This is a genomic window from Neobacillus bataviensis LMG 21833, from assembly GCF_000307875.1.
In the GTDB taxonomy this organism is placed as follows: Bacteria; Bacillota; Bacilli; order Bacillales; family Cytobacillaceae; genus Neobacillus; species Neobacillus bataviensis.
Map to the genome: position 1 here is coordinate 1 of NZ_AJLS01000011.1, position 24,673 is coordinate 24,673.

The window sequence follows — 24,673 nt, forward strand, 5'->3', positions numbered from 1 at the left end:
CTTACCTATCTGTCATCAATAAGAGAGACCATTATTACTGATGGTCTTTTTCTTATGTTTCAGTGTTCAATATAATGTGCGTTTTTTGTACTTTGTATATGTGTCTAAAACGTGAACAATAGTGGGATATTTACTGAAAATGCATGTGTTTAGAACGGTGTAATTTACCCATGAATTGAAGCTGGTGCGTGGAAAGGAAAATCGGTCAGATTATTTTTCTATACAGTAATATTCAATCTATTAGCATTTCCACAACCAAATAAAAAAGAAGCGTGAACCAGTCTATTTTAAAACCAGTTCCAGCTTCATTGTTATCTTTTAATAGGAAGTTGTTGTTCATGCAATTTAACTTGAAATAGCACCCTGTAAACCTTCACACCATCTTCAATTGATACAGTATGTGATATGTACTTAGCTTGGTAAATTCTCATTTGGCTATCCACTATAAACGCTGGTTCACCCTTAACGATTAAAGGGTTTGGTTTAACTATTGATTCAAAAACTGGTGAAGATGCTTGAAGGGTGAAAATACTTAAATAGTGTAAAAGGTAATTTATCAGTTTATTCATTTTTACCAAGATTCACAAACTATATAACGGATTCACAAGCTGCCAAACATTGATTTAATGGTGTTTGTATAGAAATTGCATAAATGGTAACAAGTCAGTACATTGTGAAATGCTTATTTAATCATGTTTATGGTTCGATAAAACTGCGGAAAAATTATATTTTACGCAATTATGTTAGATTATTTATTCACCTGAATGAATGGCATACTTCTTGCTTGGTGGAAGAAATAAAGCATCTAAACCAGTAACAAGAACCTGATGCAATACAGACAAAAGAACCCTGTACCAGCTTCATTTTAAAGGGTATACCACCTGATTAATTTAAGGGTGTACCCACTACATTTAATTAGGGTGTACCATACTTATTGTGGTGTAGGTGGGTGTTGTTTGTTGTGGTGGCAAGGCATCCAATACAGTGCAATCTGAAGCACCGGATGCAGTACCTGATGCTTTTGCTGGTGGTGTGGGTGGTATCTGTATCAGCTTAAGGAACACGAATAAATAAATCATATCTTTAAGCAAGGGAACACGTAATTATATAACGGTGTAATGCTGGTTTGATGCTGATGATTGTATAAATATATTCGTGTTCCATAATGAAATAAGAACCTGAACATGATGCTGATATCATTCAGGAAACAATCAAATAAAACGAGTGAATCAAGAAGCATACAAACAGGAATCTGTCAATAAAGAGTAGTTTAGATGCAAAGTCAATAGAGAGTTTACCCACCATACGGGGGGAAGGGGTAGCTGGTGTTTGAAAGTTAGGTATTTATAAATACAGAATGTTTTTTCTGATGCTGGTAATTCACCTGAACCTTCACTGATACCAGCATAACCTTCCCTGATATGTACCTGAAATTGCACTTACCCCTTATCCAGCTTTTCCCCAACTGCAATTATCCCATTTGCTTCAGATAAATTTTAGAAAATTTTGCAGTATTAAAGATTTTACTTGTTTCAATTTCTTTATGTTGTCGCTGGTACTAAATCAAATTTTTTATACGGTGTGGAAGCAAGAAATCGAAAAAGGTGCTGATAAAGAAATTTGCACTTAATAATAACCACTGAAACAATAACCAATAACACAAGAAATATTGCTAAAGATAGTTCTGAAAAAATTGCTGAAAGTGTGGATATGTCAGAGATCAAAAAGATTTTGACAAAAAATGAAAGTGTGTTTTCTGTTGTGCTGCCGAATGTTGTTTAAGGTATGTAGCGGTTCACAATTTATACAAGTTTCATGAAAAAGTTTATAAACATTGTCGTATTTCAGGGGGATTTGTCACACCTATTAATAGGAAAAGTTGTACAAGGTTGTTTTTGATTTTAGCACTTAAACAACCACTAGTTAACACTTGATAAAATCCCTTGTGATGGTGTTGGTGATTAAGTTCATCAGCATCTTTTTATTTTACTTACCGATTCAATCTTGTTGCAGAAATGCATCTAGTAACATACCAAAAAATACAACTTCAAAAGGTGGTTTAAAGATATGAACAAGTACATGCTGAAGCAAATCAGGATTGTATTAGGTTACACACAAAAGGAACTCGCTGAAAAAGTTGGAATTGAACCAACATACATTTGTAAGCTGGAACGTGGAACTGCACCATTTTCAGCAAAGGTTTCAAGGAGAATACAAGAAGTTTATGAAGCTGAAGGAATCAATGTAAGAAAGATCGCACTGATAGAAACATTGTTCCATAACAGAATTTAACCAGAAAGAAAGGGATTGAATGAAACCATGTTACACAAGCAAGAAGAATTGAAAGGAAAAATTGAATCTATTAAACAAGCAATTGAATCAGGTGATTATCAGCATCAAGTTCCTATGATGAAGGTTCAGTTTGCTGAAATGTTTGAAGAAGTAAGAAATGATATTTGTTTCTTCCATGTTAATTATTTTCATCCTGATTATACAACCCACTTCAAAACATTTATTTCAATGGTACGTAAAGCAAAGAATGAATTACTAGCAGATTTACAAGATGTTTCAGCTTTACTTTCAGCAAGAAAGAAGCATGAAAAACAAATCCTATCAATTTTAAACAGGTTACTGGATACAGATTTACGATTCAAGCCGGTTCAAAAGAAAATTGATGGCTGGAAAGATGGAAACACAAGAAACGCAAACAAAGAACCTAAACGGAAACTATTATCAGCTAAATAGAAAGGGGATTTTGAAAGATGGCAAAAGAAGAAAAAACACTTGCTGATGTACCTGTACCATATGGTTTAGATACAAAGGCAGTATCTATTGCACAAGATTTAGTTGTATCACGTTTACAAGATGGTTTTACAGTTGCAGATTTTTGTTCAAGAAATTCAATCAGCACTAAAACCTTCTATGTTTACAAGGAAAAACAGGAATTTAATGATTATGTGGAAGCATTGAATGAAATTTTGATCCCTTCTGATGTACTTTCAGCAGTCGATAAATTCCGCTTGAAGGTGATGCAATTTGTAGAAAAAGAAACAATGTCAAAAGACGAAATGAACCAGTTTTACACAATGTTTAAATCTGTTATTGATGCATCTAACAGAATGGAAGCTGAAAGGCTTGGTTTAAATGTTTCTGCTGGTTCAACTGCAAATCAATCAGCAAAATCAGTTGAAGAAAAGAAAGCAGTTCTTCTTGCACGGCTGAAAACTTCAGCACCAGCAAAAGAAGAAATTAATGAAGATATGGGGGAAGATGAAAATGAATAACAACTATAATCCATTACTGGATATTCGTGAAGGTGTACGTTTACAAGCTGAAGAACGTGAACTGAAATTAAGGGAAAAACAAGCTGAAATTCAGAACCAGCGAGAAAAAGAAGAACTGGAAAAGGAAACTAAAGCCAACCCTGAACCAGTGAAAAAAATGAGTGCTGAAGAAATGCAAGAAACGATTACCTTACTTTCAAAAGCCATAATGGAACTCACTGAAAAAATGAATGGAAAAGGGGAATAAAATTATGTCCAAGAAGCTTAATATCATTAACAAATTATTTAACCGTTATGAAGAAGATGAAGCTGGATATGAAAAGGCACTTGAAACAAAGCAACAAAAATTGCTTTTACTTGAAGCTGATTACAGTGAAAAGCGTGAAATGGTTCAGATGATGCATAAAGACGTTATCAAGGGCTTGGTTGATGATGATGCTTATAAGCGTGAAAAAGCCTTTGTTGAAGAATTGGGTGGTGCTATTCAGGAACTGAAGAAAGAAATGCAACTTATTCAGGAATATAAAAATGCGGATGCACTAGCAGTTGTAAATGAATTGGATGAAGCAAGAAAGCAATATTCAGCAGAACAAAACGCTGAAATAAATAAGATAGGTTTAAACCTGATGGAAGCAAAATTTAATTATATTCAATCCATGGTTCAAGCACGTGAAGATTACAATAAACTCGTTTCCCCATCAAGAAAAATTGACAGATTAATGATTGCACTAGGAATCAAGAAAAACAGTTATCAAAGCGATAGTTTTGAAGCACTTCATCAATACAGTGTTGTTGGTGCTGGTTATGAAGTTACAACTGTCCAAATTAATGAAGTGGATTCAGCTTTGCGTTATGGAAAGTTACCACACCAGTTAAATAAGATTGTACAGGAAGCACGTGAAAAAGGGGTTATTTAAAATAATGATCCTGATTTTTGTTTGTTTGGTCGCTGGTTGTTTTGTGTCGATAAAAATGGCTGAAGAAGATGCTGAATCTTATTTAAATAAAGTGGGTTCTGTTGAATATTAATAATCAAAAAATGTTATGGTGTTGGACTATTTCAGCACCTGTAAAGGTCTTACCTTCCAGTGCTGGCACAATCTTTATTTAATTAAATAAAACAAATCCCCTTTATTATTCCAGCTTGGAACGGTGAAGGAGGTTCTTTTTTTATGCCTTTATTCGGTTTCAAATGCAACTTCACCTATTCTGAAATCAATTGCCATAGGTAAACAATAAGGGTAATTTATACCATTTTATATAATCTGAATATGAAATTTATGGTAAAATGGTCTTAAAGAAAATTTATAAAGGGGTGTTTACGTGGCGATTAAAGATAAACTTAATGCTGAAGATATTGAAGCTTTACTATCAGAAAATAGTAAACAGGTTATTGAAAATTTCTTAACATATTATGGTGATAGTTCTAAGGCAAATATGAGAAGTAGCGTTTATAGGCTTCTATATCATGAATTGGTGAAAGATGATGTATCAAAGGTAAACTTTGAAGATTATTTAAAGATTTTCCCAAATGGCGGAAAAAACTTATCCACACAAAAAATTTATAGACACAGTTTTTTTAAATTCCTTTATGCATTTGACCATATGAAGATGCCATTCGGTTTTGAAACAATATGGATTAAAGAACATGAAAATAAGCAGTTCATTCAGTTGAAAGAACGTAAAGAAAAAGTGACAAAAGAAAAACCTAGAAAAACATTAACTATTGAAGAATTGACTAAAATTCAAAAGGTGATTGAAACAGAATCTACAAAACTAGAAACCTTAAAGATTCAATTCTGCTGGTATTGTATTTTTGAACTTGGTATAGATGTTGACGAATTAAAGTTAAATATTACAAGTGATAATTTTTCAGATGGGATATTAATAGCAAAAGAAGGTTCAATTAAACTCCCTGAAAAATTCCATTATATGTTTGAAATGTTAAAAGAACGGGATGAAAGAAACGGTTTTGCAACTCTAAATGATTTGTTTGAAAATCTGGGTCAATATGCAAAGTTAGAAAGAAAGCTTTTACCTGTTATGGTGAAGCTTACACGAAAAGATTATATGGTCACATGTGGTAACTGCGGAAAAAAATATACCAATCTTTCACACAATTGGCGTTCTGTAAACAATCGTATTGTATGTTTGGATTGTGCTGAATCGTTAAAAAAAAAACTGAATTTTGAAGTTGAAGTTGTTGATATTGAAAACACAAACCTTAATGACAGTGATAATAATGAATTGTCATTTCTTTACGCTTATGCTGATTTAAAACGAAAGATACAATCGAAACCAATTGACTTCTTAAAACTTCATGAATTACAAATTGAAATTGGAGAACTTGGTGAAAAATATGTATATGAACGTGAATGTAAAAATCTAATGGGAACTAAATACATAAACATGGTTGATGATTCCATTGCCGGTAATCCTAAAAACGGATACGATATCCTTTCATATACACGTGATGGGAAACCATTACATATAGAAGTGAAAACAACTTCAGGTTCAGAAGATAAATTTTTTCTTTCAAATAATGAATTACAGACTGCTAAAAAGATGAAAGATGAAGGTTTAATTTATGTTGTTTACTTTGTTAAAAGGATACTATCAGACAACCCTGAACTAAATATTATTGGAGATATATCCATGAACAAAGAATATGTATTAGAAGAATTAAGAAGCTGGAAAGTAACAAAAGTCCATTAAAACAGTGATGCTGATTAATTCCTACATCATTTTTGTCTGAAATCAATATAAACGGTGATAAGGTGGTGAATGTGGTAATGTAATCACAAGTTCCACTTTTCCCCTAATCCCCTTTTTAAATGGCTGGTGCATAAAGCACTGGCTTTTTTTTATACTGATATTGAAGCTGGAATGAAGCGAACGCTTGGGGTTGTTCAGCTAAAATGATAATGCAATAAAATGCACTTCAGCAACATGTGATAATAATTTTTAGGATCACTAGTCTGATTATCCAGTAAGATTGTTAAAGGCTTGTAAACAACAATCTTAAAAGGGTGGGGAATATATTGGATTATTTATCTCAAAGAATGGAACTATCTGATAAATACGGTGAACTACAAAAACTAGCAGATAACCTTACTGATAGAAGGGTAATAATGAAACAGTACCTTTCAGCATCCATTAATTTAGCACTGGAACATGGAAGGAAAGAACATGCTGCCGAACTTCAAGAAGTGCTGGATGATACTATCAGGATGGAAAAACAATCACTTGCAATTGAACTGAAGCTGAAGGAAGTAGAACGTGAATTCAATAAGCTGATGCTGATGCAAAAGGGGATGGCAGTGCAATAAATCAACAGTATTTTTCAGGGTAAATTATGGTTGCAATATGGGCTGAAAATTACTATAATGGTATTTGTACACTAATAGTATGAAGCATTTTAGAAGCAACTCTATTTACTGTTGAATAAACGTGAATATCTCGGTATCTCACATATAAATAACTGTATGGAACACTGAAGAATCAAACTCAAAATCGTGTTCCGTGAGGAGTGTCGGTTCGACCCCGACCATCGGTATCAATTTTAACTAATACCCGCTTTTTTCTGCGGTATAACAGGGATTGTGAGTTTAGTCTTTATGACTGAACACGCAATCCTTTTTATTTTGGTCATGTCTTATAATCGTGTGTCTAATAATAAAAGCAATCAATCTATTTTTTTAACAAATAGTAGAATGATTTCCTATAAATGAAAAAACCATATGTTATTATATTAATGGTGTAACGTAATGAAGTAGAAGAATGAAGGATAATTCAAATTAATGTACATCATAGAGGAGCGTATTTTTTTAATGAATCAGGAATTTCTTTATATTATTATCATCATTACCTTAGGCTACCTATTAAAACGATTACATATTTTACAAGAAAAAGATGGAGAAGTCATTTCGAAAATTATTTTTAAAATTACCCTTCCTGCCTTAGTTCTTGTAACATTCGATTCTGTTAAAATAGAAACTTCTTTAATTTTGTTACCAGTTATTGTACTCGTTTATGGAATCATAACAGCATTTCTAGGTTTCTTAGTTTTTAAAAATGTGGAAAGAGAACTGAAAGGTTCTTTTCTGATGCTTTCTTCCGGATTTAATGTTGGCTTATTTGCCTTTCCATTAGTTTATGCGATATGGGGGATGGATGGATTAACCTATTTTAGTATGTTTGATGTCGGAACATCATTTGTCGTCTTTGGAATTGCCTTTATTTTAGGAAGTTATTTTTCAGAAGAAGGTCTTAGTCTTAAACCAATAGAAATTCTAAAAAAACTTGGGAAGTCTATTCCGTTAATGACATATCTTATTGCTAGTATTTTAAATTTTAGCCATATCCAATTACCTGATACGATTATTCATGTTGCAAAGACAATCTCTGGGGCAAATATGCCGTTATCATTATTATTATTAGGGATTTATTTAAATTTTAAATTTGAAAAACAATTTATTAAACCTATGGTGAAATTTTTAACTTTCCGATATGGTTTAGGCCTATTATTTGGATTTGCTTTATACCTTTTCCTTCCTTACAACCAGATGTTTCGATTTACAATCTTGATTGGCATGTTACTGCCTGTTGCAGCATCTGCTTTAACCTTTGCAGTTGAATTTAAATATAGCACCAGCAGCACACGTTTAATTGCCACGATATCAAATATCACAATTTTAATTAGTATTGTCATTTTATATATTTTTGCAAACTTTATTTTATAAAGCGTTGAATAGATATCTTTAATTCGAGATATAATTATTGCGTTTTCATCAATTGAGGTGTAAAGTGATATCCACAACAGGGTGGCTTTTAAAGGAGAGAAATAGAAGTGAATAGCAAAATCATGAAAATACAAAAATTAGGATTTCCTTGGGAGACAGAAGATCCATTTCTTATGACAGTACATCATAAAGATGCGTATCCTGCAGGAAATGACGAGCAGGGTCCTAACGTTTCATTAGAAGGCAGAAATCTTGGCGAGGATTTTACGTTGCGTGATGGTTTTAGAATGTATCATGGCAAAACGGTTCCGGGATTTCCTGTACATCCACACAGAGGTTTTGAAACGGTAACAGTTGTCCTTGAAGGTTTAATTGATCATTTTGATTCATATGGATCCGCAGGACGATTTGGGGATGGGGATGTTCAATGGATGACAGCAGGAAAGGGCTGCCAGCATACTGAAATGTTTCCTCTCGTCCATCAGGACAAAGGCAATCCACTTGAATTCTTTCAGATTTGGCTGAATCTACCTGCAAAAGATAAATTCGCTGATCCTGAATATAAAATGTTATGGGCTGAGGATATACCGGAAGTTGAATCGGCAGCTGCTAATGGACAGAAAACGACCGTAAGAATGATTGCCGGATGTGTGATGGGCAAGTCTAGTTTAGAACCAAACTCTGCTTCTTGGGCAAACGATAAAAGTCATCATGTGGGGATCAACCTTATTCATATGGAGCCGGAAGCAGTCTTCACCCTGCCGTCAGTTTCAGCGACAATGACGAGAAACATATACTATTATCAGGGAGATAAACTAAATATAGACGAAACAGCCATTGAAACGAACCATCGTGTAAAGCTTACTGGTGATCAGGAAATCACGATTACAAATGGATCATCTGAGAGTTATATGCTGCTCCTAGAAGGTGAGCCGATACAAGAACCTGTCGTATCCTATGGACCGTTTGTCATGAATACTGAGCAGGAAATTCACGATGCCTTCAGAGATTATCAAAATACACAATTTGGAGGCTGGCCGTGGGACCGTCCAGATCCTGTAAATAAGCGTGAGTCAGGAAGATTCGCACGTCATGCGGATGGTAGAGTTGAAAAAAGGTGATCACTATTCATTGCATGGATCTGGGTCAATATTTTGGAAACAAAAAAGAATGAAATACTACCTAAATTATAAAAAGCGCCTTCAAAAATCACTTTTGAAGGTGTTTTTTTGATGTTTCGCCCTTAAAATGCCCTCAAAAGTGAAAAATGGTGATTCGCTTTACCCTGCCAATCTCGATATCGTAGAGGAACTAAGACACGGGCTTTTACATAAAGCCCTCGCAAAGGGCAAGGTGATAAAGAGTGTCATAAAATAATCATATTTTTTTGAAAAACATATGACCATTTTCTACATTTATTTATATATAAAGTAGGAAGGAATTTTATTAAATGAAGGGCAGTGGTTGACGATGGCAAAATACCGAATGGTGCGCACTGATTTTTGGAAGAATCCGGTTGTTTCTGAAGAGATGACGCCGGAAGATAAATACTTTTACCTTTATCTGCTGACGAATCCACATTCAACTCAAATTGGAATCTATAAAATTACGAAAAAACAAATGGCTTTTGATTTGGGCTATTCGATTGAGACTGTTCATTCGTTAATGGAACGATTCATAGAGCACCACAAGTTGATTCGTTACAATCCTGAAACAAGGGAACTCGCGATTAAAAACTGGGGGAAAGAAAACCTCCAAAAGGGCGGGAAGCCGGTCATGGATTGTATTTTTTCCGAATTAAAAGAGGTCGAGGATCACTCGCTTATAAAATATGTTTTGGAATCCATACCTAAACAAGAGATTCGTTCCTTATATGAATCTTTTTGTACACAAGAAGAGATCATTCCTGGCACAGAATACATAGAACAAGATGAAAATGAACCATATCCAACGGAATCTAAAGAATTTGACGATACGTTTGTGCATCGTACTACGATACGTGGGCAAAAAGAAAAAGAAAATGAAAAAGAAAAACAACAACAAAAAAGTGCTTTAAAACCATATATCGAGAATAATCCAGGTATAGTGAGAATTCCAAATACGGATGATGTGAAAGAAATTATTGAGTTTTGGGATGCGAATGGATTTGGTTTTTCGAACCTAAATGGGAAACAGCAGCTGTTAGCTTGGTTAGATGATTCTAGCTTTTTTCAACCGAAAGAAATGATTTTAAAAGCCATGAATATTGCGTGTGCCAATAACAAGCGAACGCTGAGCTATATCGTGGGGATTCTGAAAAACTGGGAAAATGAATCCTTACTAACCGTTGAAGAAATTGATGCGCATGCTGTGGAACAAAAGCCTGTATGGAAAAATCGGCAATCAACTGATTCGTTACCTGCTTGAAGAGCGATTCCAAGAGGGGTTGAACTCGACCTAACGGCGGGTGAAGATCGATTAGTATGGTGGAAAAAGCGTTCTTAGGGAGCTTGATGAAGGCGGATTACTTGCTGAAGGAAACGGTGATTCAACCAGAACAGCTAGAAGGTATACGGCATAAAGAATAGCGGGATTGGCCGAACAGGCGGTATGCACAGTATTGATTTTTACTCAGAGCTTTCTAATATTACGATTAAGCTCTAAGAAGGGAATAAGTTCTAGTCTCATATAAAGTATAATAATTTGCGGCAGAAATGAAAAAAATGGTGAAACAAATAAATTTAGGTTTTGGAGGATAGCTCTTGGAAATACAACAATTACGGTATTTTATCACTGTTGCCAAACAACTGAATTATTTAATAAAAAAAAATGGAAAAACGAACAGTGAAATATACTGTTCGTCAACTAGTTGTTGCCTATTTAATTATGAATTTTTGCTTTACCTGTCCCTGCCACTTTCATTGCTTCTTGAATATATTGTGCTGATTGATGCAACCATTCAAGTTCCTGTTCATCGAGAGCAATTTCTAATTGTTTTTCTACGCCATTTCTCCCGATGATGCAAGGCATGCTTAAGGCAACATCTCCATCATACCCATATTGTCCATGTAACGTTGTGGACACAGGATAAACACTGCGTTCATCTAACAGAATCGCTTTTGCCAGGGTAACGGCAGCCTGGGCAACACCGGCATTAGTCCAGCCTTTTCCATTTAAAACATCAAAGGCCGCGTGCACAACTTTTTGTTTAATACCTTCCCGGCTCATTGGTTCTTTTCCTTGAAAAACTTGATCTAATTCTTTTTCACCAAATCCTTGCACATTTAGACGACTTAATACTGGGAAAGCTGTGTGCCCGTGCTCGCCCATCATATAACCTGTGACACTTTTTGGATCGATATCATAATTAATGGCAATGATTTTGCGAAGACGCGCAGAGTCAAGCATGGTTCCGGTTCCAAATACACGTCCTTTTGGATAGCCAAATTCATTTTCTGCTATGTACAACATAGTATCTAAAGGGTTGGTTATCAAAATAACGATTGCATCTTTCGTATATTTTGTAATTCCAGTCATGACTTCACGGATTATTTCTGAATTGACAGAAGCTAACTTTGCTCGATCAGGCATAGCATCTTCCTCGCTTTTAAGCATGCTTGGACCAGCAGCACAGATAATCACATCGGCATCCGCACATTCGGAATAATCTCCGGCACGGACTGTTGTATTTGACATATAGGTGAGAGCGGTTGCGTGTGCTTGGTCGAGAGCTTCGCCAAAAGCAACATTCTTATCGATATCAATGACAGATATTTCAGCAAAAAGGTCTAATTTCATGGCATCTGCCAGAACATATGAACCAACATGGCCCACTCCAACAATCACTAACTTATTTCTTTTCATACTCTTACCTCCTCGTATGTTTATATTTTAACACAATAAAGAATTTTGGTGTTTTGAACAACTGTTTCTACTATCATCAAAAATTCCAAAAATGTAACACCAAGACGAATTTTTATTAATCCGCTAAATTCAGAGATTTTATTAAAATACCAATGACAACATTGCCTAATCGTTCGGTAGTTGGCAAATGTTTGAAAGATACTATTGCCAGAGAATGATTTTCTGTGGTAAAATCCGAATATTAAAACTTTTTTAAATGTTTGTAAGAATAAGGGGGAAATATGAAAAAGAGTTTAACATTATTATTATGTGGATTGATTATGCTCCTTACAGCATGCAGTGGTGGGAGTAAGCAAACGTCTGGCGAAGAGGAAAAAGAAAAAGTAGTTAAAATTGGGATTTCACAGCTTGTCGAGCATCCGTCTCTTGATGCAGCGCGTGAAGGGTTTATCGTAGCACTGAAAGATGCTGGCTACGTAGAAGGCAAGAATTTGAAGATTGATTATCAAAATGCACAGGGAGACGTGAACACGAATACGTCTATCGCCCAAAAACTGGTTGGAGAAAAGAATGACCTTATTTTGGCCATTGCTACTTCCAGTGCTCAGGCCGTGGTCAAATCGACAAAAGATATTCCAGTATTATTTACTGCCATTACGGATCCAGTTGGGGCTCAACTTGTAAAAAGTTTGGACAAGCCAGGCGGGAATGTAACAGGAACATCTGATACACATCCTGAAGCAATAAAGAAAACGATCGCAGCCATTAAAACCTTTGTTCCGGGTGCCAAGAAGGTGGGAATTATCTATAACAGCGGGGAACCCAACGCCGTTGTTAATGTGAAAAATGCTAAGATTGCTTTAAAGGCAGAAGGCCTTGAACCAGTTGAAACTTCTATTACTACAAGTTCTGAGGTAAAACAGGCTGCAGAGTCGATGGCGGGTCGGGTGGATGCCTTATATATTCCTAAGGATAACACCGTCGTTTCTGCATTAGAGTCGGTTATAGGGGTTGTTAATAGTCGGAAAATTCCAACCTTTGTAGGTGAAGGAGATTCTGTAAAACGCGGAACCTTTGCCTCCTATGGATTAGACTATCACGATCTTGGCTATTCAACCGGTAAGATGGCGGTGGAAATCCTAAAAGGGAAAAAACCAAGTGATATTCCTGTTGGCTTTCCGGAAAACCTTCAACTGTTTATCAACAAAAAAGCAGCTCAGCAAGAAGGAATTACTTTGAAAGAGGATTTACTAAAGGGCGCCAAGATCGTGGGAGAGTAAAATTGGCCCAAAATTGCTTTTAAGTTAGTGCTTGTCAATACCTGTCATTCTCCCAATCACGTAGTGTATCGAAATTAGAATATGAGAATAGAAGATTTAAATTACAAAACCATCCACATGGAGAGTTTGAGTTTATTCGGTGGGTATAAAATAAATATGGTTATGTGTCTTAGAACTGTATGGTGTTTCCTCACCTGCAGTCTTTTTATTAAGAATGAAGGCATAAAAAGCTTTCCTAAATGTTACAAATTTGTGATTATGCCGGTTATTTTTTCATTTTTTAGTAATAGCTTAGTAGAATATAAATAGAATAGTTATTATCATCCAGTTTGTTTTCCTACCACCAGAAGAATAATTATTAGTTTCTTAATTTACAAAGAGAGGGGAAAAAGTATGGACGTTAAAAACAATGCTAATTCAGACGGGTGCCCGTTTCATCACGGAGGTGCTACTAGTAACAAAGCTAGCGGTACGTCAAATCGAGACTGGTGGCCAAACCAGTTGAACTTGAACATTCTCCATCAGCATGACAGAAAATCTAACCCTATGGGAGAAGACTTTGATTATGCAGAAGAATTTAAAAAACTAGACTACTATGCTCTTAAGCAGGATATTCAGGATCTAATGACAAACAGTCAAGATTGGTGGCCTGCTGACTATGGACATTATGGTCCATTCTTTATCCGTATGGCTTGGCACTCCGCTGGTACATATCGTACGGGTGACGGCCGTGGTGGTGGTGGAACTGGCAACCAGCGTTTTGCTCCACTTAACAGCTGGGCTGACAACGTAAACCTTGATAAAGCTCGCAGGCTGCTATGGCCTATTAAGCAGAAGTATGGCAACAAGATCTCTTGGGCTGACTTATTTATTCTAACAGGTAATGTCGCGATTGAATCAATGGGCGGCAAGACATTTGGTTTTGCAGGCGGCCGCGAAGACATTTGGCATCCGGAAGAAGACATCTACTGGGGTTCAGAAACTGAAATGCTAGGTGATAACCGTTATACCGGCGATCGTGATCTTGAGAATCCGCTTGCTGCCGTTCAAATGGGTCTAATCTATGTTAACCCGGAAGGTCCAAACGGTAAACCAGATCCGGTTGCAAGTGCTCGCGACATTCGCGAAACCTTTGCACGTATGGCCATGAACGATGAAGAAACAGTAGCACTAATTGCTGGCGGCCATACTTTTGGTAAGTCGCACGGTGCAGGAGATGCACGTCATGTTGGGCCAGAGCCAGAGGCTGCTCCTATGGAAGCACAAGGTTTAGGTTGGTATAGCGCACATGGCAGCGGTAAAGGCCATGACACCATCGGCAGCGGTATTGAAGGTGCTTGGACTGCTAATCCAACACAGTGGGATAATGGTTACTTTGATCTATTGTTTGGATATCAATGGTGGCTTACAAAGAGTCCTGCAGGTGCCTATCAGTGGCTTGCGGTAAATCCTGATGAGAAGGATCTTGCACCGGATGCAGAAGATCCATCCGTTCGTGTTCCGACTATGATGACTACCGCGGATATGGCATTACGTTATGATCCGGAATACGAAAAGATATCTCGTCGTTTCCATCAGAATCCGGAAGAGTTTGCTGATGTATTTGCTCGTGCATGGTTTAAACTAACACATCGTGACATGGGGCCAAAAGCAAGATACCTAGGCCCAGAGGTTCCTGAAGAAGACCTTATTTGGCAAGATACTGTACCAACTGTTGATTATGAATTAACAGATGCGGAAGTAGTAGAGCTTAAAGCAAAAATCATAGAGTCAGGACTTACAGTCAGTGAATTAGTTACAACTGCTTGGGCATCCGCGAGTACCTACCGTGTCTCAGATATGCGTGGCGGCTCTAATGGTGGCCGCATTCGTCTTGCTCCACAGAAGGATTGGGAAGTGAATCAGCCGCTGCAGCTTGCAAAAGTGCTTCGTGTACTGGAAGACATTCAAAGTAAATTAAATAAGCGAGTTAGCCTTGCTGATTTGATTGTTCTAGGTGGTAGTGCTGCGGTAGAAAAGGCAGCATGTGATGCAGGCTTTGATGTAACAGTTCCTTTTGTTCCAGGACGCGGCGATGCAACAGTAGAACAAACTGATTCTGAAAGCTTTGCTGTGCTAGAGCCTATCGCTGATGGTTTCCGTAACTATCAGAAGGGACAGTATAGTGTAAGTCCTGAGGAGCTCTTAGTAGACAAGGCACAACTCTTAAATCTTACTGCACCTGAAATGACTGTCCTTGTTGGCGGTATGCGTGTTCTAGGTGCAAACCATGGTGGCACAGAACACGGTGTATTCACGGAGCGTTTAGGCACACTCACTAACGATTTCTTTGTTAACTTGCTTGACATGGGAGTAGAGTGGAAACCTGTGGAAGGAAACATTTATGTAGGCCGTGATCGCAAAACAGGTAAAGTAGTACGTACAGCAACTAGAGTCGACCTCGTGTTCGGATCAAACTCCGTTCTACGTGCGCTATCAGAAGTTTATGCTCAAGAAGATAACAAAGAAAAGTTTGTACATGACTTTATTGCTGCTTGGGTCAAGGTAATGAATGCAGATCGCTTTGACCTTAAGTTGAACAAAGCGAAAATAGTAAGCATTTAAACTTACAAAACCTGAGACTTCACAAAAAATAATGATGTGCCTGGTCATAACCCGCAAATTGTTGAGTTCTCATCGACAAGATACGGGTGGAGCCAGGCACTTTTATTTTGACATTAAGTTGAACAAAGCTCAGATAGTAAGCATTTAAACTTACAAAATCTGAGACTTCACAAAAAAATTGATGTGCCTGGTCACAACCTGCAAATTGTTGAGTTCTCATCGACAAGATACGGGTGGAGCCAGGCACTTTTATAATAAAGCGTTGAATGAAAATTGCCTCACAAAAATAGTGTTTGTCTTTGGGTTTCTCTTCTGGGTTATAGTAGAATAATCACTGTAACACTGATCACTTAAGAGTGCGAGAGCCCTGGTGAGATAAAGCATTAACGTACTGGGGCTCAGACTCCATATTTCCGATTTTTATTTATGGGCATAAAAAAAGATGACACAATAAAGGTCATCTTTCCAGTAAATATTATTCAACTTTTAAATTAATTTCTTTACCTGTCATACCGCCACGAGCTTTTAATAAAAATCCTTTTGCATCTGCTGGAACATCAAATACAACTTTTCCTGTCAATGTTAATCCAGGATTTAAAGATTTTAAGAAGAAGTCTGTATTACCTTCATTTTCACCAATATCGTATGCAATTTGAGCATCTGATGAATAAGTGAATTCTCTTCCGTGATCGTCAACTAATTTGAAGCTATTTGCATCAACCGTGATTGCATCCTTTTGGTTGTTTGTAATAGATACTTCTAAAACCTTAAAAACGCCTTGTGCTTGCTTTTTAGTATATTCATTGCCTACTTCTTGTTTATTTTCAACTGCTCCCACTTTAATTGTTACATCAGAAGAAACACCTTCGTTAGATAAAGGTTTATCTTCTTTCTTTGCTTCTTGTTTATTATCTCCGGTTTTTGCTGTTGTGTTTGCTGGTGTACTGTCATCTCCACCGCCTTGGCTTGCAATAATACTAATAACAATTAGAGCTGCAATACCAATAAGTGCCTTCGTAAAAAAGCCCATTTTAAGCTTTTGCCCGCAATGAGGACATTTCCTTGCGGATTTTGCAACCTCTTTACCGCAAGTTTTACAGTTTTTTAACTTTGCCATCTTTTCTAGTTCCCCCTAATTATGTATAAGTAGTTATTTAGTACCATTTCTATTATACTATAAATTTCAAAATTTGAAAGATGATAGTTAGAATATTTCGATACAAGAGTAAGTATATAGCTATAATTATTTTTTGATATTTCTCAAATTCCTTTATTACTATTTCCTGCTTATGGTTACGTGTATTCGTATAAAAACCTTTATTCTATTATAGTGGGGGGGAGGTCTATATTATACAATTTTCTGGGAATTTAATTTCTTGTTTAAAGGTTTGCTGTTAAAAGGATATTATTGTTTAATATATAAAATGGGTCTAAAGAACTATATCGTGTGTATTTTGAAAATTATAGGTAATAACTTGGACACTGTAGATGTAAGGTGGGGGTCTTTGTTTTAAGAATACAAGAAAATCTAAATAAATTATGTGAATTTTGGGGTCAGTCCCCAGCAAACTAAAGCATTAATGCGCCGGGGGACTGACCCTAATTTTAACAGCAAAACTAGCTACTTGTTCACTTCCAACCAGTTTTGTGACCATTTTTCTATTTCTCTCATAAGAGGTTCTAGTGCTAAACCTTTGTCTGTCAATGAATATTCTATTCGAACTGGAGTTTCTGGAAAAACTTCTCGCTTAACAATTCCTCCGTTCTCCAATTCCTTTAACCTCTCCGAAAGCACTCTGCCACTAACACCCATTGAGGATTCAATGCTACAAAAACGCTGAGGACCATGTAGAAGTTGGTAAATAATCATTCCAGTCCACCGTTGGCTCAATAATCCCATGGCTTTTTCAAATCTAGGACAAATCGACATTTCCAATTAAATCAACTCCTTACTTATATTATAATCATATCTAAAAAAAATTAAATTACTTTTTATAAAAAACTTACTTGACGATATTTAATTGCAATAATATACTTACTTACATAAAGTAACTAACTAACAATTACGTTTTCAATACGATTTAGACAACGTACTGTTTCAATCTAAGAAGTTTTAATTAATTGGAAGGGGATAACTAAAATGAATTTTCATCGTGAACCTATTACATTCGTAGGCCAAGTAAACCTAAAAGTACAAAATTTGGAACGTTCTATTGCCTTTTATCAAGAAGTAATCGGGTTTAAAGTATTGGAACAAACTGAAAGATCCGCCAACCTGACTGCGGATGGAAAGACAGTATTATTATCAATTGAACAACCAAGTAATGTTATTCCTAAGCAAGGAAGAACTACCGGTTTATATCACTTCGCACTTCTTATGCCAAAACGCTCGGATTTAGCGAAAATAGTGCAACATTTTATGGAAATTGGTTTGCGGATTGGTTCTTCGGATCATCTTGTAAGCGAAGCTCTTTATTTATCAGACCCGGATGGAAATGGAATTGAAATCTATATAGACCGTGAACCTTCCGAATGGAATTGGAAAAACGGTGAAGTGGATATGGCAGTTGATCCATTGAATTTTGCAGACCTACTATCAGGAGGAAAACAGCAATCATGGGAAGGCCTTCCTGCTGGCACTGTTATGGGACATATCCATTTACATGTTTCCGAATTAAAAAAGACAGAAGAATTTTATATCAAAGGACTCGGATTCGATGTAGTAAACAGATATGGCACTCAGGCACTTTTTATTTCGGATGGTAAATACCATCACCATATTGGTTTAAATACTTGGAATGGCGTAGGTGCACCTACACCTTCTCCTAATAGTGTTGGACTTGAATCATTTACATTGAGGATTTCTAATGAGGAAAAGAGAAATAAAATGATTGCTCAATTGAAGAATATTGGTGCACCTGTCACGGAAGAAAACGGTTCTTACGTTACCTCAGATCCTTCTGGTAATCGTATATTCTTGCAAATCTAATTCTATACTATGTTTAACCTTACATCTAAGCTGGAGGATCATACTGCAATGCAAAAAGAAGAGGAATTTAAAAATACAGGAATAGAAATCGGTCTTTATACACTTGGAGATAGGGGTTCGGATCCTTATACTGGCAAAACCATTTCTGCGCAGCAAAGAATGAAGGAAATAATTGAAGCAGCCAAACTTGCTGACGAAGCAGGACTTGATGTGTTTGGCGTTGGTGAACATCACCGATTAGACTATGCCACGTCAGCCGTTCCGGTTGTTTTGGCTGCCATTGCTCAAATAACCAATCGAATTAAATTAACAAGTGCAACTACTGTGTTAAGCACTATTGATCCTGTTCGCCTGTTCGAAGACTTTGCAACACTGGATTTGCTTTCGGATGGGCGGGCGGAAATAATTGCAGGTCGTGGTGCGTTCGTGGAATCATTCCCTCTTTTCGGGTATGACACAAATGACTATGACGCCCTGTTCTCAGAAAATATCGAGTTGTTTTTAAAGCTTAACGAAAACGAGAGAATTACATGGGATGGTCATTTTCGCCCGTCATTAAGGAATGCTGAAATTGCCCCTAGACCATTACAGAATGAGCTGCCAATATGGGTTGGCGTTGGAGGAACCCCAGATAGTGCAGCCCGTGCTGGTAGGTTAGGTGTTGGGATGGCGTTAGCTATTCTAGGCGGTGATCCCTTGAGATTTAAGCCGCTAGTTGATTTATACCATAAAGCTGGCATCGAAGCCGGACATAATTTGAAGGATCTCAAGGTTGGTGTAACTGGACATGGATATTTTTCAAAGACAAGTCAACAAGCCAAGGATGAATTTTATCCTTATTATTCAAATTATTGGTCATATGTAAACCTTCAGCGGGGAATGACTAATAGAAGAATGTCTAGAGCAGACTTTGAACAGTTAACAAGTCAGGAAACAGCCTTGTTTGTGGGTAGCCCACAACAGATCATTGAGAAAATCCTTCGGCAGTACGAACTCTTTGGACATCAGCGTTTCATGGCGCAGATAGATATAGGTGGTCTACCATTTAGGAAGGTAGCCCAGGGCATTGAGCTATTAGCCACAGAAATAGCTCCTATTGTTCGAAAAGAAACAAGTAAATAAAAATAAGTATCGAGGTGTGAATAATGGGCTTTTTAGACAAACTATTTGGGAAACCAATCAAGGAGGAAGAATCTATGACAACTGAAAAATTAAATATTGGAATCATTTTAGGCAGCACACGCCAAGGTCGCGTTAGTCCACAAGTAGGAGAATGGGTAAAAGGAATTGCTGACAAACGTGGAGATGCCAATTATGAAATTGTAGACATTGCTGAGTTCAATCTTCCGTTTTTAGGAACAACCGATGGAACAGAACCAGGAATTGCTAATTGGAATGGGAAACTTGCGAGCTTAGATGGATTTGTATTCATTGTTCAAGAATACAATCACAGCATAACTGGTGCATTGAAAAACGCAATAGATTTCGCCCGTGAAGCCTGGTACAACAAAGCAGCTGGAATCGTGAGCTATGGATCAACTGGCGGAGCTCGTGCAGCTGAACATTTACGTGGAATTCTTGCAGAACAAAAAGTAGCAGATGTTCGTACACATCCAACATTGAGTTTATTTACAGACTTTGTCAATGGGTCAGAATTCAAACCACAAGATTTGCACCTTGATAATGTAAATGCCATGCTTGGTGAAGTTATAGCTTGGAGCGGTGCTTTAAAAACTTTAAGATAAAACTAAAAATGAAAAAACAGGTTCTTATACCATTAGAAAAACCATGAAAAACAGATGCTACCTTTTTTAAGGTAGTTTTTTTGTGCTTAGTATAAAAATAGCTCTTGTCTAGAACATTTCATACTTATTGGCTGTTTTCTATGTTATAAAGTAATAAAACAATAAGACAATAAAGTTCTACTAGGGGGGAAGAAAGATGAAGGAAGTAGTAATACGAGATATAAAAGAACAGGATATAAAGTACGTACAAGAAATTTACAATCAAGGAATTGAGGATCGAATTGCCACATTAGAGACGGAAACAAAAGATATTTCCTACATGAAGGATTGGTCTGAAAAACATAATGGCCGTTTTAAGGCAATTGTAGCGGAACAGGAAGGACAGGTTGTTGGCTGGGCCTCCTTAAACCAGTACAATAATCGCTGTGCATACGATGGGGTTGCTGATCTTTCTGTATATATTTCAAGGGAGTTCCGTGGGAAGGGAATAGGAAAGATACTTTTGGTTGAGCTTGAATCCCTTGCCAAAGAAAATGGTTTTCATAAAATGGTGCTATTTACGTTTCCATTTAATCAGTTAGGACAGGGTTTATATAATAAAGTGGGTTTTCGTGAAGTTGGTGTATTTAAAAATCAGGGGATTCTAGATGGTCAATATGTTGATGTTATGGCAATGGAAAAATTATTATAATCGAAAAGTATTAGATTGATAGCCACAGTTATCAATCTTTTTCTTTACATTAACTTTACTTTCATCTTCTTGAAGTTTATATATAAGTGATTTATTATATAAGTGAATGATTATATGTAAATGCAATTGTTGGGTATGGTAGGAATTTGTAGCTAGGAGGCGTAAACCATGTCAGAATCAACTGTTGAATTAGAAAGCACAGCTAACATCCTAAAATTGTTAGGCGATAAAACCCGTTTAACGATGATCAAGATTCTTGATTCCCATGATGCGTGTGTATGTGAATTCGTTGCCATTTTTAAAATAAGTCAGCCTGCCATTAGCCAGCATATTCGTAAGTTAAAAGATGCTGGGTTAGTCAGGGAAACAAGAAGAGGGCAGTGGATTATTTACTCTTTGAGTAAAGACAGTCCTTATTATCCGTTGGTTCAAGATTTACTACAACATCTTCCAGCTCAAGATTTTAGATTAAAGGAACTGGAAGAACAAGGACTTAGAATTTCATGTGAATAATTGGAGGTTTTAACATTGGTATCAACCATACTTGCATCATTGATCTTTGTCATTACACTTATTCTGGTTATTTGGCAGCCCAAAAATTTATCGATTGGCTGGTCAGCCTGTGGGGGCGCGATTCTTGCACTTTTAGTAGGGGTAGTTGACTTCCACGATGTCATAGAAGTAACCAAAATTGTATGGAACGCTACATTTTCTTTCGTTGCAATCATTATTATTTCGTTAATTCTCGATGAAATTGGTTTCTTTGAATGGGCTGCGTTGCACATGGCACGAGCAGCCAAGGGGAACGGAATCAAAATGTTTGTTTATGTAAGCATTCTGGGTGCTTTGGTCGCAGCATTTTTCGCCAATGATGGGGCAGCTCTTATTCTTACACCGATCGTTTTAGCGATGGTTCGGAATTTAAAGTTGGAAGACAAAATGATTTTTCCATTTATCATTGCCAGCGGATTTATTGCCGATACCACTTCCTTGCCACTTGTGGTGAGCAACTTAGTAAATATCGTTTCTGCTGACTTTTTTGGAATTGGGTTTGTTCATTTTGCATCAAGAATGATTATTCCAAATTTATTTTCTTTAGTCGCCAGTATTTTAGTGCTATTTCTGTACTTTAGAAGGAGTATTCCGAAACAATATGATTTATCCAAACTAAAGAAACCAGTAGAAGCGATTCGTGACGAAAAAATGTTTCGTTTGTCATGGGTTGTGTTAGCGATTTTATTAGCAGGTTACTTTATTAGTCAATTCCTTCACATTCCTGTATCGATTATTGCAGGTATCGTTGCCATCTTCTTCTTATTTATGGGTAGAAGAAGCCAAGCAATCGAAACAAAAAAGGTCATAAAAGGGGCACCTTGGGCAATTGTATTTTTCTCGATAGGAATGTATGTGGTGGTTTATGGCTTACGAAATGCTGGATTAACTGGTGTACTTGCGGATGTGATTCAAGCATGTGCCAATCATGGATTATTTATCGGAACTTTCTCCATGGGCTTCATTGCAGCGATACTTTCTTCCATTATGAATAATATGCCGACTGTGATGATTGATGCACTTGCCATTGCAGATACACATACAGTAGGCGTGATCAAAGAAGGACTCATTTATGCGAATGTTATTGGCTCAGATTTAGGTCCAAAAATAACCCCAATTGGTTCACTTGCCACATTATTATGGCTGCATGTGTTGAAAACAAAAGGAGTTACCATCTCGTGGGGAACCTATTTTAAAACAGGTATTGTCTTAACTATTCCAGTATTGTTTATTACTTTATTAGGGTTATATCTATGGTTGTTAATAGTCTAACAAACATCAACAGAAAAAGGAGAAAAACTATTATGTCAAAAAAATCGATCTATTTTCTTTGCACGGGTAACTCTTGTCGAAGCCAAATGGCAGAAGGTTGGGCTAAAAAACATTTAGGTGATGAGTGGGAAGTGAAAAGTGCAGGAATTGAAGCACATGGACTTAATCCCAATGCCGTAAAAGCGATGAATGAAACTGGAATTGATATTTCTAACCAAACATCAGATATTATTGACCCTGAAATTTTAAACAATGCCGATTTAGTGGTAACTTTATGTGGTGACGCTGCTGACAAATGCCCTGTTACTCCACCAAAAGTAAAACGAGTTCACTGGGGATTTGATGATCCAGCCAAAGCGCAAGGTACAGACGAAGAAAAATGGGCATTTTTCCAACGTGTCCGGGATGAAATCGGAGACCGCATTAAGCGTTTTGCCCAAACGGGCGAGTAAGTAATAAACAGGCTGGCTTTCTAATTTTTTGATAAATTTGTCCCTAAAAAGAAGTTGAAAATAAATGCATTTAATACAAGATAAAAATGTTATGATGATTGGATTGTATGGAAAAATTATTAATATCCTTTTAACCGAAGAATTGAACGAGTAAAGGAGAGAGTGCATTATGAAACATATAAAAATCGTCGTACCCGTTATGGTTCTTGTAGCGGTTATAGCGATATGGATGCTAGGAAAGTATCATGCAGACGTACAACTTCCAGTACGCATACTGATATCAATTGGAGGGGCACTCCTATCAGGAATAGTGACCTTTATCATGTTGAAGCTGGATGTTGATCGAGTCGATACAAAAACAACTAAATGAAATAAAAAAATAGATAAGAGTGTAGCCATATTATACAATTGGCTACTTTTTGGTTGCTGCTACAAAAGTAGCCTATAATATGCCAAGATATTCAGCATACAAAAAAGTTTCTTACAAGGTCATCTCTTTTCTTCTTTTCATTATCATGATTGTCGGTATAGTACTGGTATTTACCTTCATTGGTGTCCATCAAATTGTCGTTGTCACCGCACTCGTGACACAAATGGATGCAGGTATGATTGGTACACGGCCAGAGGTGCTGGCATTATTGTTAATTATGTCCTGGTCCATGTCAGCTGTGATTAGCCCGGTCAATCCAATAAACCTACTAGTCAGCGGTTTATTGGAAAAGTCAGGTATTTCAGTAGGACTTCGCTGGAATGGTGTATTTTTTTACTTGTTATGCTGATCGTAAATTCAACATTTGTCTACCTACTACATTAAAGGATTAAAACAAAAAAAGAACTCACTATTACGGTAAAGGGTTCCGTTTTCGGGTGCTTTCTTATTTAAGAACACAAGAATTGACGTATGAATTGGCATACGTCTTTTTCTTTGTTTATCAAGGTTTCTACGAAGTTCTATTAACTTTGACATAGCAATTGACATCATTATTATGATGGACAATAAGTATTGTACAATTAAAAAAGAAGGTCAAAATTTCTGTCATTTACAGCGCCGTTTTAAGTACCAATTTTATTGATTTTTAAAAGCTGCTGACTCCCGCCTCTAGGTCAGGAAGGTCCGCACTTATCGGTTGGGGGATCAGGTTAAGCATCCGAGCTGATAAATAGACGGAGGGATTCCGCCTATTGGCTCGAAAAATTCAAAAATGGATGATTTTGCTTT

Annotated in this window: 24 protein-coding genes; 21 read left to right on the plus strand and 3 right to left on the minus strand. The window is 36.7% G+C overall.

All coding sequences use genetic code 11. From position 1 onward, the window contains the following. Window positions 1-2,067: 2,067 nt before the first annotated feature. The 10 genes from BABA_RS02130 (at window position 2,068) to BABA_RS02175 (ending at window position 10,432) form a co-directional block, all read left to right on the plus strand. Entirely contained in the window at window positions 2,068-2,292 is a 225-nt protein-coding gene (locus tag BABA_RS02130) for a helix-turn-helix domain-containing protein (RefSeq protein WP_007083473.1), read from the plus strand. Between the two features lie 27 nt (window positions 2,293-2,319). Beyond that, a complete protein-coding gene (locus tag BABA_RS02135; protein ID WP_007083474.1) occupies window positions 2,320-2,745 on the plus strand; it encodes a hypothetical protein in 426 nt (141 codons plus the stop codon). 17 nt (window positions 2,746-2,762) lie between these two features. Then, window positions 2,763-3,284: a hypothetical protein gene (locus BABA_RS02140; protein WP_007083475.1), complete on the plus strand. Its 522-nt coding sequence runs from the start codon at window positions 2,763-2,765 to the stop codon at window positions 3,282-3,284. Continuing rightward, window positions 3,277-3,531, plus strand: coding sequence for a hypothetical protein (locus BABA_RS02145; protein WP_007083476.1), 255 nt, complete (start codon window positions 3,277-3,279; stop codon window positions 3,529-3,531). Before BABA_RS02140 ends, BABA_RS02145 begins: the two co-directional genes overlap by 8 nt. 4 nt (window positions 3,532-3,535) lie before the next feature. Then, on the plus strand, window positions 3,536-4,201 hold the full coding sequence (locus tag BABA_RS02150) for a hypothetical protein (protein WP_007083477.1): 666 nt from the start codon (window positions 3,536-3,538) through the stop codon (window positions 4,199-4,201). Window positions 4,202-4,607: 406 nt separating this feature from the next. Next, window positions 4,608-5,999 carry a protein NO VEIN domain-containing protein gene (locus BABA_RS02155; protein WP_007083478.1) on the plus strand — a complete coding sequence of 464 codons (1,392 nt, stop codon included), beginning with the start codon at window positions 4,608-4,610 and terminating at the stop codon, window positions 5,997-5,999. A 326-nt stretch (window positions 6,000-6,325) separates the two neighbouring features. Then, window positions 6,326-6,613: a hypothetical protein gene (locus tag BABA_RS02160; protein ID WP_007083479.1), complete on the plus strand. Its 288-nt coding sequence runs from the start codon at window positions 6,326-6,328 to the stop codon at window positions 6,611-6,613. Window positions 6,614-7,114: 501 nt separating this feature from the next. Continuing rightward, window positions 7,115-8,026 (plus strand): AEC family transporter, encoded by a 912-nt coding sequence (locus tag BABA_RS02165; RefSeq protein ID WP_007083480.1) that lies wholly within the window; start codon window positions 7,115-7,117, stop codon window positions 8,024-8,026. 107 nt (window positions 8,027-8,133) lie between these two features. After that, the gene (locus BABA_RS02170) at window positions 8,134-9,147 is read left to right on the plus strand and encodes a pirin family protein (RefSeq protein WP_007083481.1); all 1,014 of its coding nucleotides are present in this window, start codon (window positions 8,134-8,136) and stop codon (window positions 9,145-9,147) included. A gap of 349 nt (window positions 9,148-9,496) precedes the next feature. Beyond that, window positions 9,497-10,432, plus strand: a complete 936-nt coding sequence (locus tag BABA_RS02175) for a DnaD domain protein (protein WP_040344921.1) — start codon at window positions 9,497-9,499, stop codon at window positions 10,430-10,432. 453 nt (window positions 10,433-10,885) lie between these two features. Here the strand turns inward: BABA_RS02175 and BABA_RS02180 are convergent, their stop codons facing one another. After that, a complete protein-coding gene (locus BABA_RS02180; protein ID WP_007083483.1) occupies window positions 10,886-11,869 on the minus strand; it encodes an L-lactate dehydrogenase in 984 nt (327 codons plus the stop codon). Window positions 11,870-12,150: 281 nt separating this feature from the next. Between BABA_RS02180 and BABA_RS02185 the strand changes: the two genes are divergently transcribed. Together BABA_RS02185 and katG are read left to right on the plus strand one after the other, a co-directional pair. Further along, window positions 12,151-13,149, plus strand: a complete 999-nt coding sequence (locus tag BABA_RS02185) for an ABC transporter substrate-binding protein (protein WP_007083484.1) — start codon at window positions 12,151-12,153, stop codon at window positions 13,147-13,149. A gap of 393 nt (window positions 13,150-13,542) precedes the next feature. Next, entirely contained in the window at window positions 13,543-15,753 is a 2,211-nt protein-coding gene (gene katG / locus BABA_RS02190) for a catalase/peroxidase HPI (protein WP_040344919.1), read from the plus strand. Window positions 15,754-16,228: 475 nt separating this feature from the next. Here the strand turns inward: katG and BABA_RS02195 are convergent, their stop codons facing one another. Then, window positions 16,229-16,783, minus strand: coding sequence for a DUF4352 domain-containing protein (locus BABA_RS02195; protein WP_235749538.1), 555 nt, complete (start codon window positions 16,781-16,783; stop codon window positions 16,229-16,231). A gap of 591 nt (window positions 16,784-17,374) precedes the next feature. Continuing rightward, complete coding sequence (locus BABA_RS02200; protein WP_007083487.1) at window positions 17,375-17,689, minus strand: winged helix-turn-helix transcriptional regulator; 315 nt, start codon at window positions 17,687-17,689, stop codon at window positions 17,375-17,377. Between the two features lie 204 nt (window positions 17,690-17,893). Here BABA_RS02200 and BABA_RS02205 point away from each other — a divergent pair, with 204 nt between their 5' ends. The 9 genes from BABA_RS02205 (at window position 17,894) to BABA_RS02245 (ending at window position 24,233) form a co-directional block, all read left to right on the plus strand. Further along, on the plus strand, window positions 17,894-18,742 hold the full coding sequence (locus BABA_RS02205) for a VOC family protein (protein ID WP_007083488.1): 849 nt from the start codon (window positions 17,894-17,896) through the stop codon (window positions 18,740-18,742). Between the two features lie 48 nt (window positions 18,743-18,790). After that, window positions 18,791-19,864 (plus strand): LLM class flavin-dependent oxidoreductase, encoded by a 1,074-nt coding sequence (locus BABA_RS02210; protein ID WP_007083489.1) that lies wholly within the window; start codon window positions 18,791-18,793, stop codon window positions 19,862-19,864. A 23-nt stretch (window positions 19,865-19,887) separates the two neighbouring features. Next, on the plus strand, window positions 19,888-20,487 hold the full coding sequence (locus BABA_RS02215) for an NADPH-dependent FMN reductase (protein ID WP_007083490.1): 600 nt from the start codon (window positions 19,888-19,890) through the stop codon (window positions 20,485-20,487). Between the two features lie 196 nt (window positions 20,488-20,683). Continuing rightward, the gene (locus BABA_RS02220) at window positions 20,684-21,178 is read left to right on the plus strand and encodes an arsinothricin resistance N-acetyltransferase ArsN1 family A (RefSeq protein WP_007083491.1); all 495 of its coding nucleotides are present in this window, start codon (window positions 20,684-20,686) and stop codon (window positions 21,176-21,178) included. A gap of 168 nt (window positions 21,179-21,346) precedes the next feature. Continuing rightward, entirely contained in the window at window positions 21,347-21,691 is a 345-nt protein-coding gene (locus BABA_RS02225) for an ArsR/SmtB family transcription factor (RefSeq protein ID WP_007083492.1), read from the plus strand. 15 nt (window positions 21,692-21,706) lie between these two features. Beyond that, window positions 21,707-23,002 (plus strand): arsenic transporter, encoded by a 1,296-nt coding sequence (locus BABA_RS02230; protein ID WP_007083493.1) that lies wholly within the window; start codon window positions 21,707-21,709, stop codon window positions 23,000-23,002. A gap of 32 nt (window positions 23,003-23,034) precedes the next feature. Further along, the gene (gene arsC, locus BABA_RS02235) at window positions 23,035-23,454 is read left to right on the plus strand and encodes an arsenate reductase (thioredoxin) (RefSeq protein ID WP_007083494.1); all 420 of its coding nucleotides are present in this window, start codon (window positions 23,035-23,037) and stop codon (window positions 23,452-23,454) included. Window positions 23,455-23,623: 169 nt separating this feature from the next. Next, the gene (locus BABA_RS02240; protein ID WP_007083495.1) at window positions 23,624-23,824 is read left to right on the plus strand and encodes a hypothetical protein; all 201 of its coding nucleotides are present in this window, start codon (window positions 23,624-23,626) and stop codon (window positions 23,822-23,824) included. Between the two features lie 79 nt (window positions 23,825-23,903). Further along, window positions 23,904-24,233, plus strand: a complete 330-nt coding sequence (locus tag BABA_RS02245) for a hypothetical protein (protein WP_157273078.1) — start codon at window positions 23,904-23,906, stop codon at window positions 24,231-24,233. Window positions 24,234-24,673: the final 440 nt, after the last annotated feature.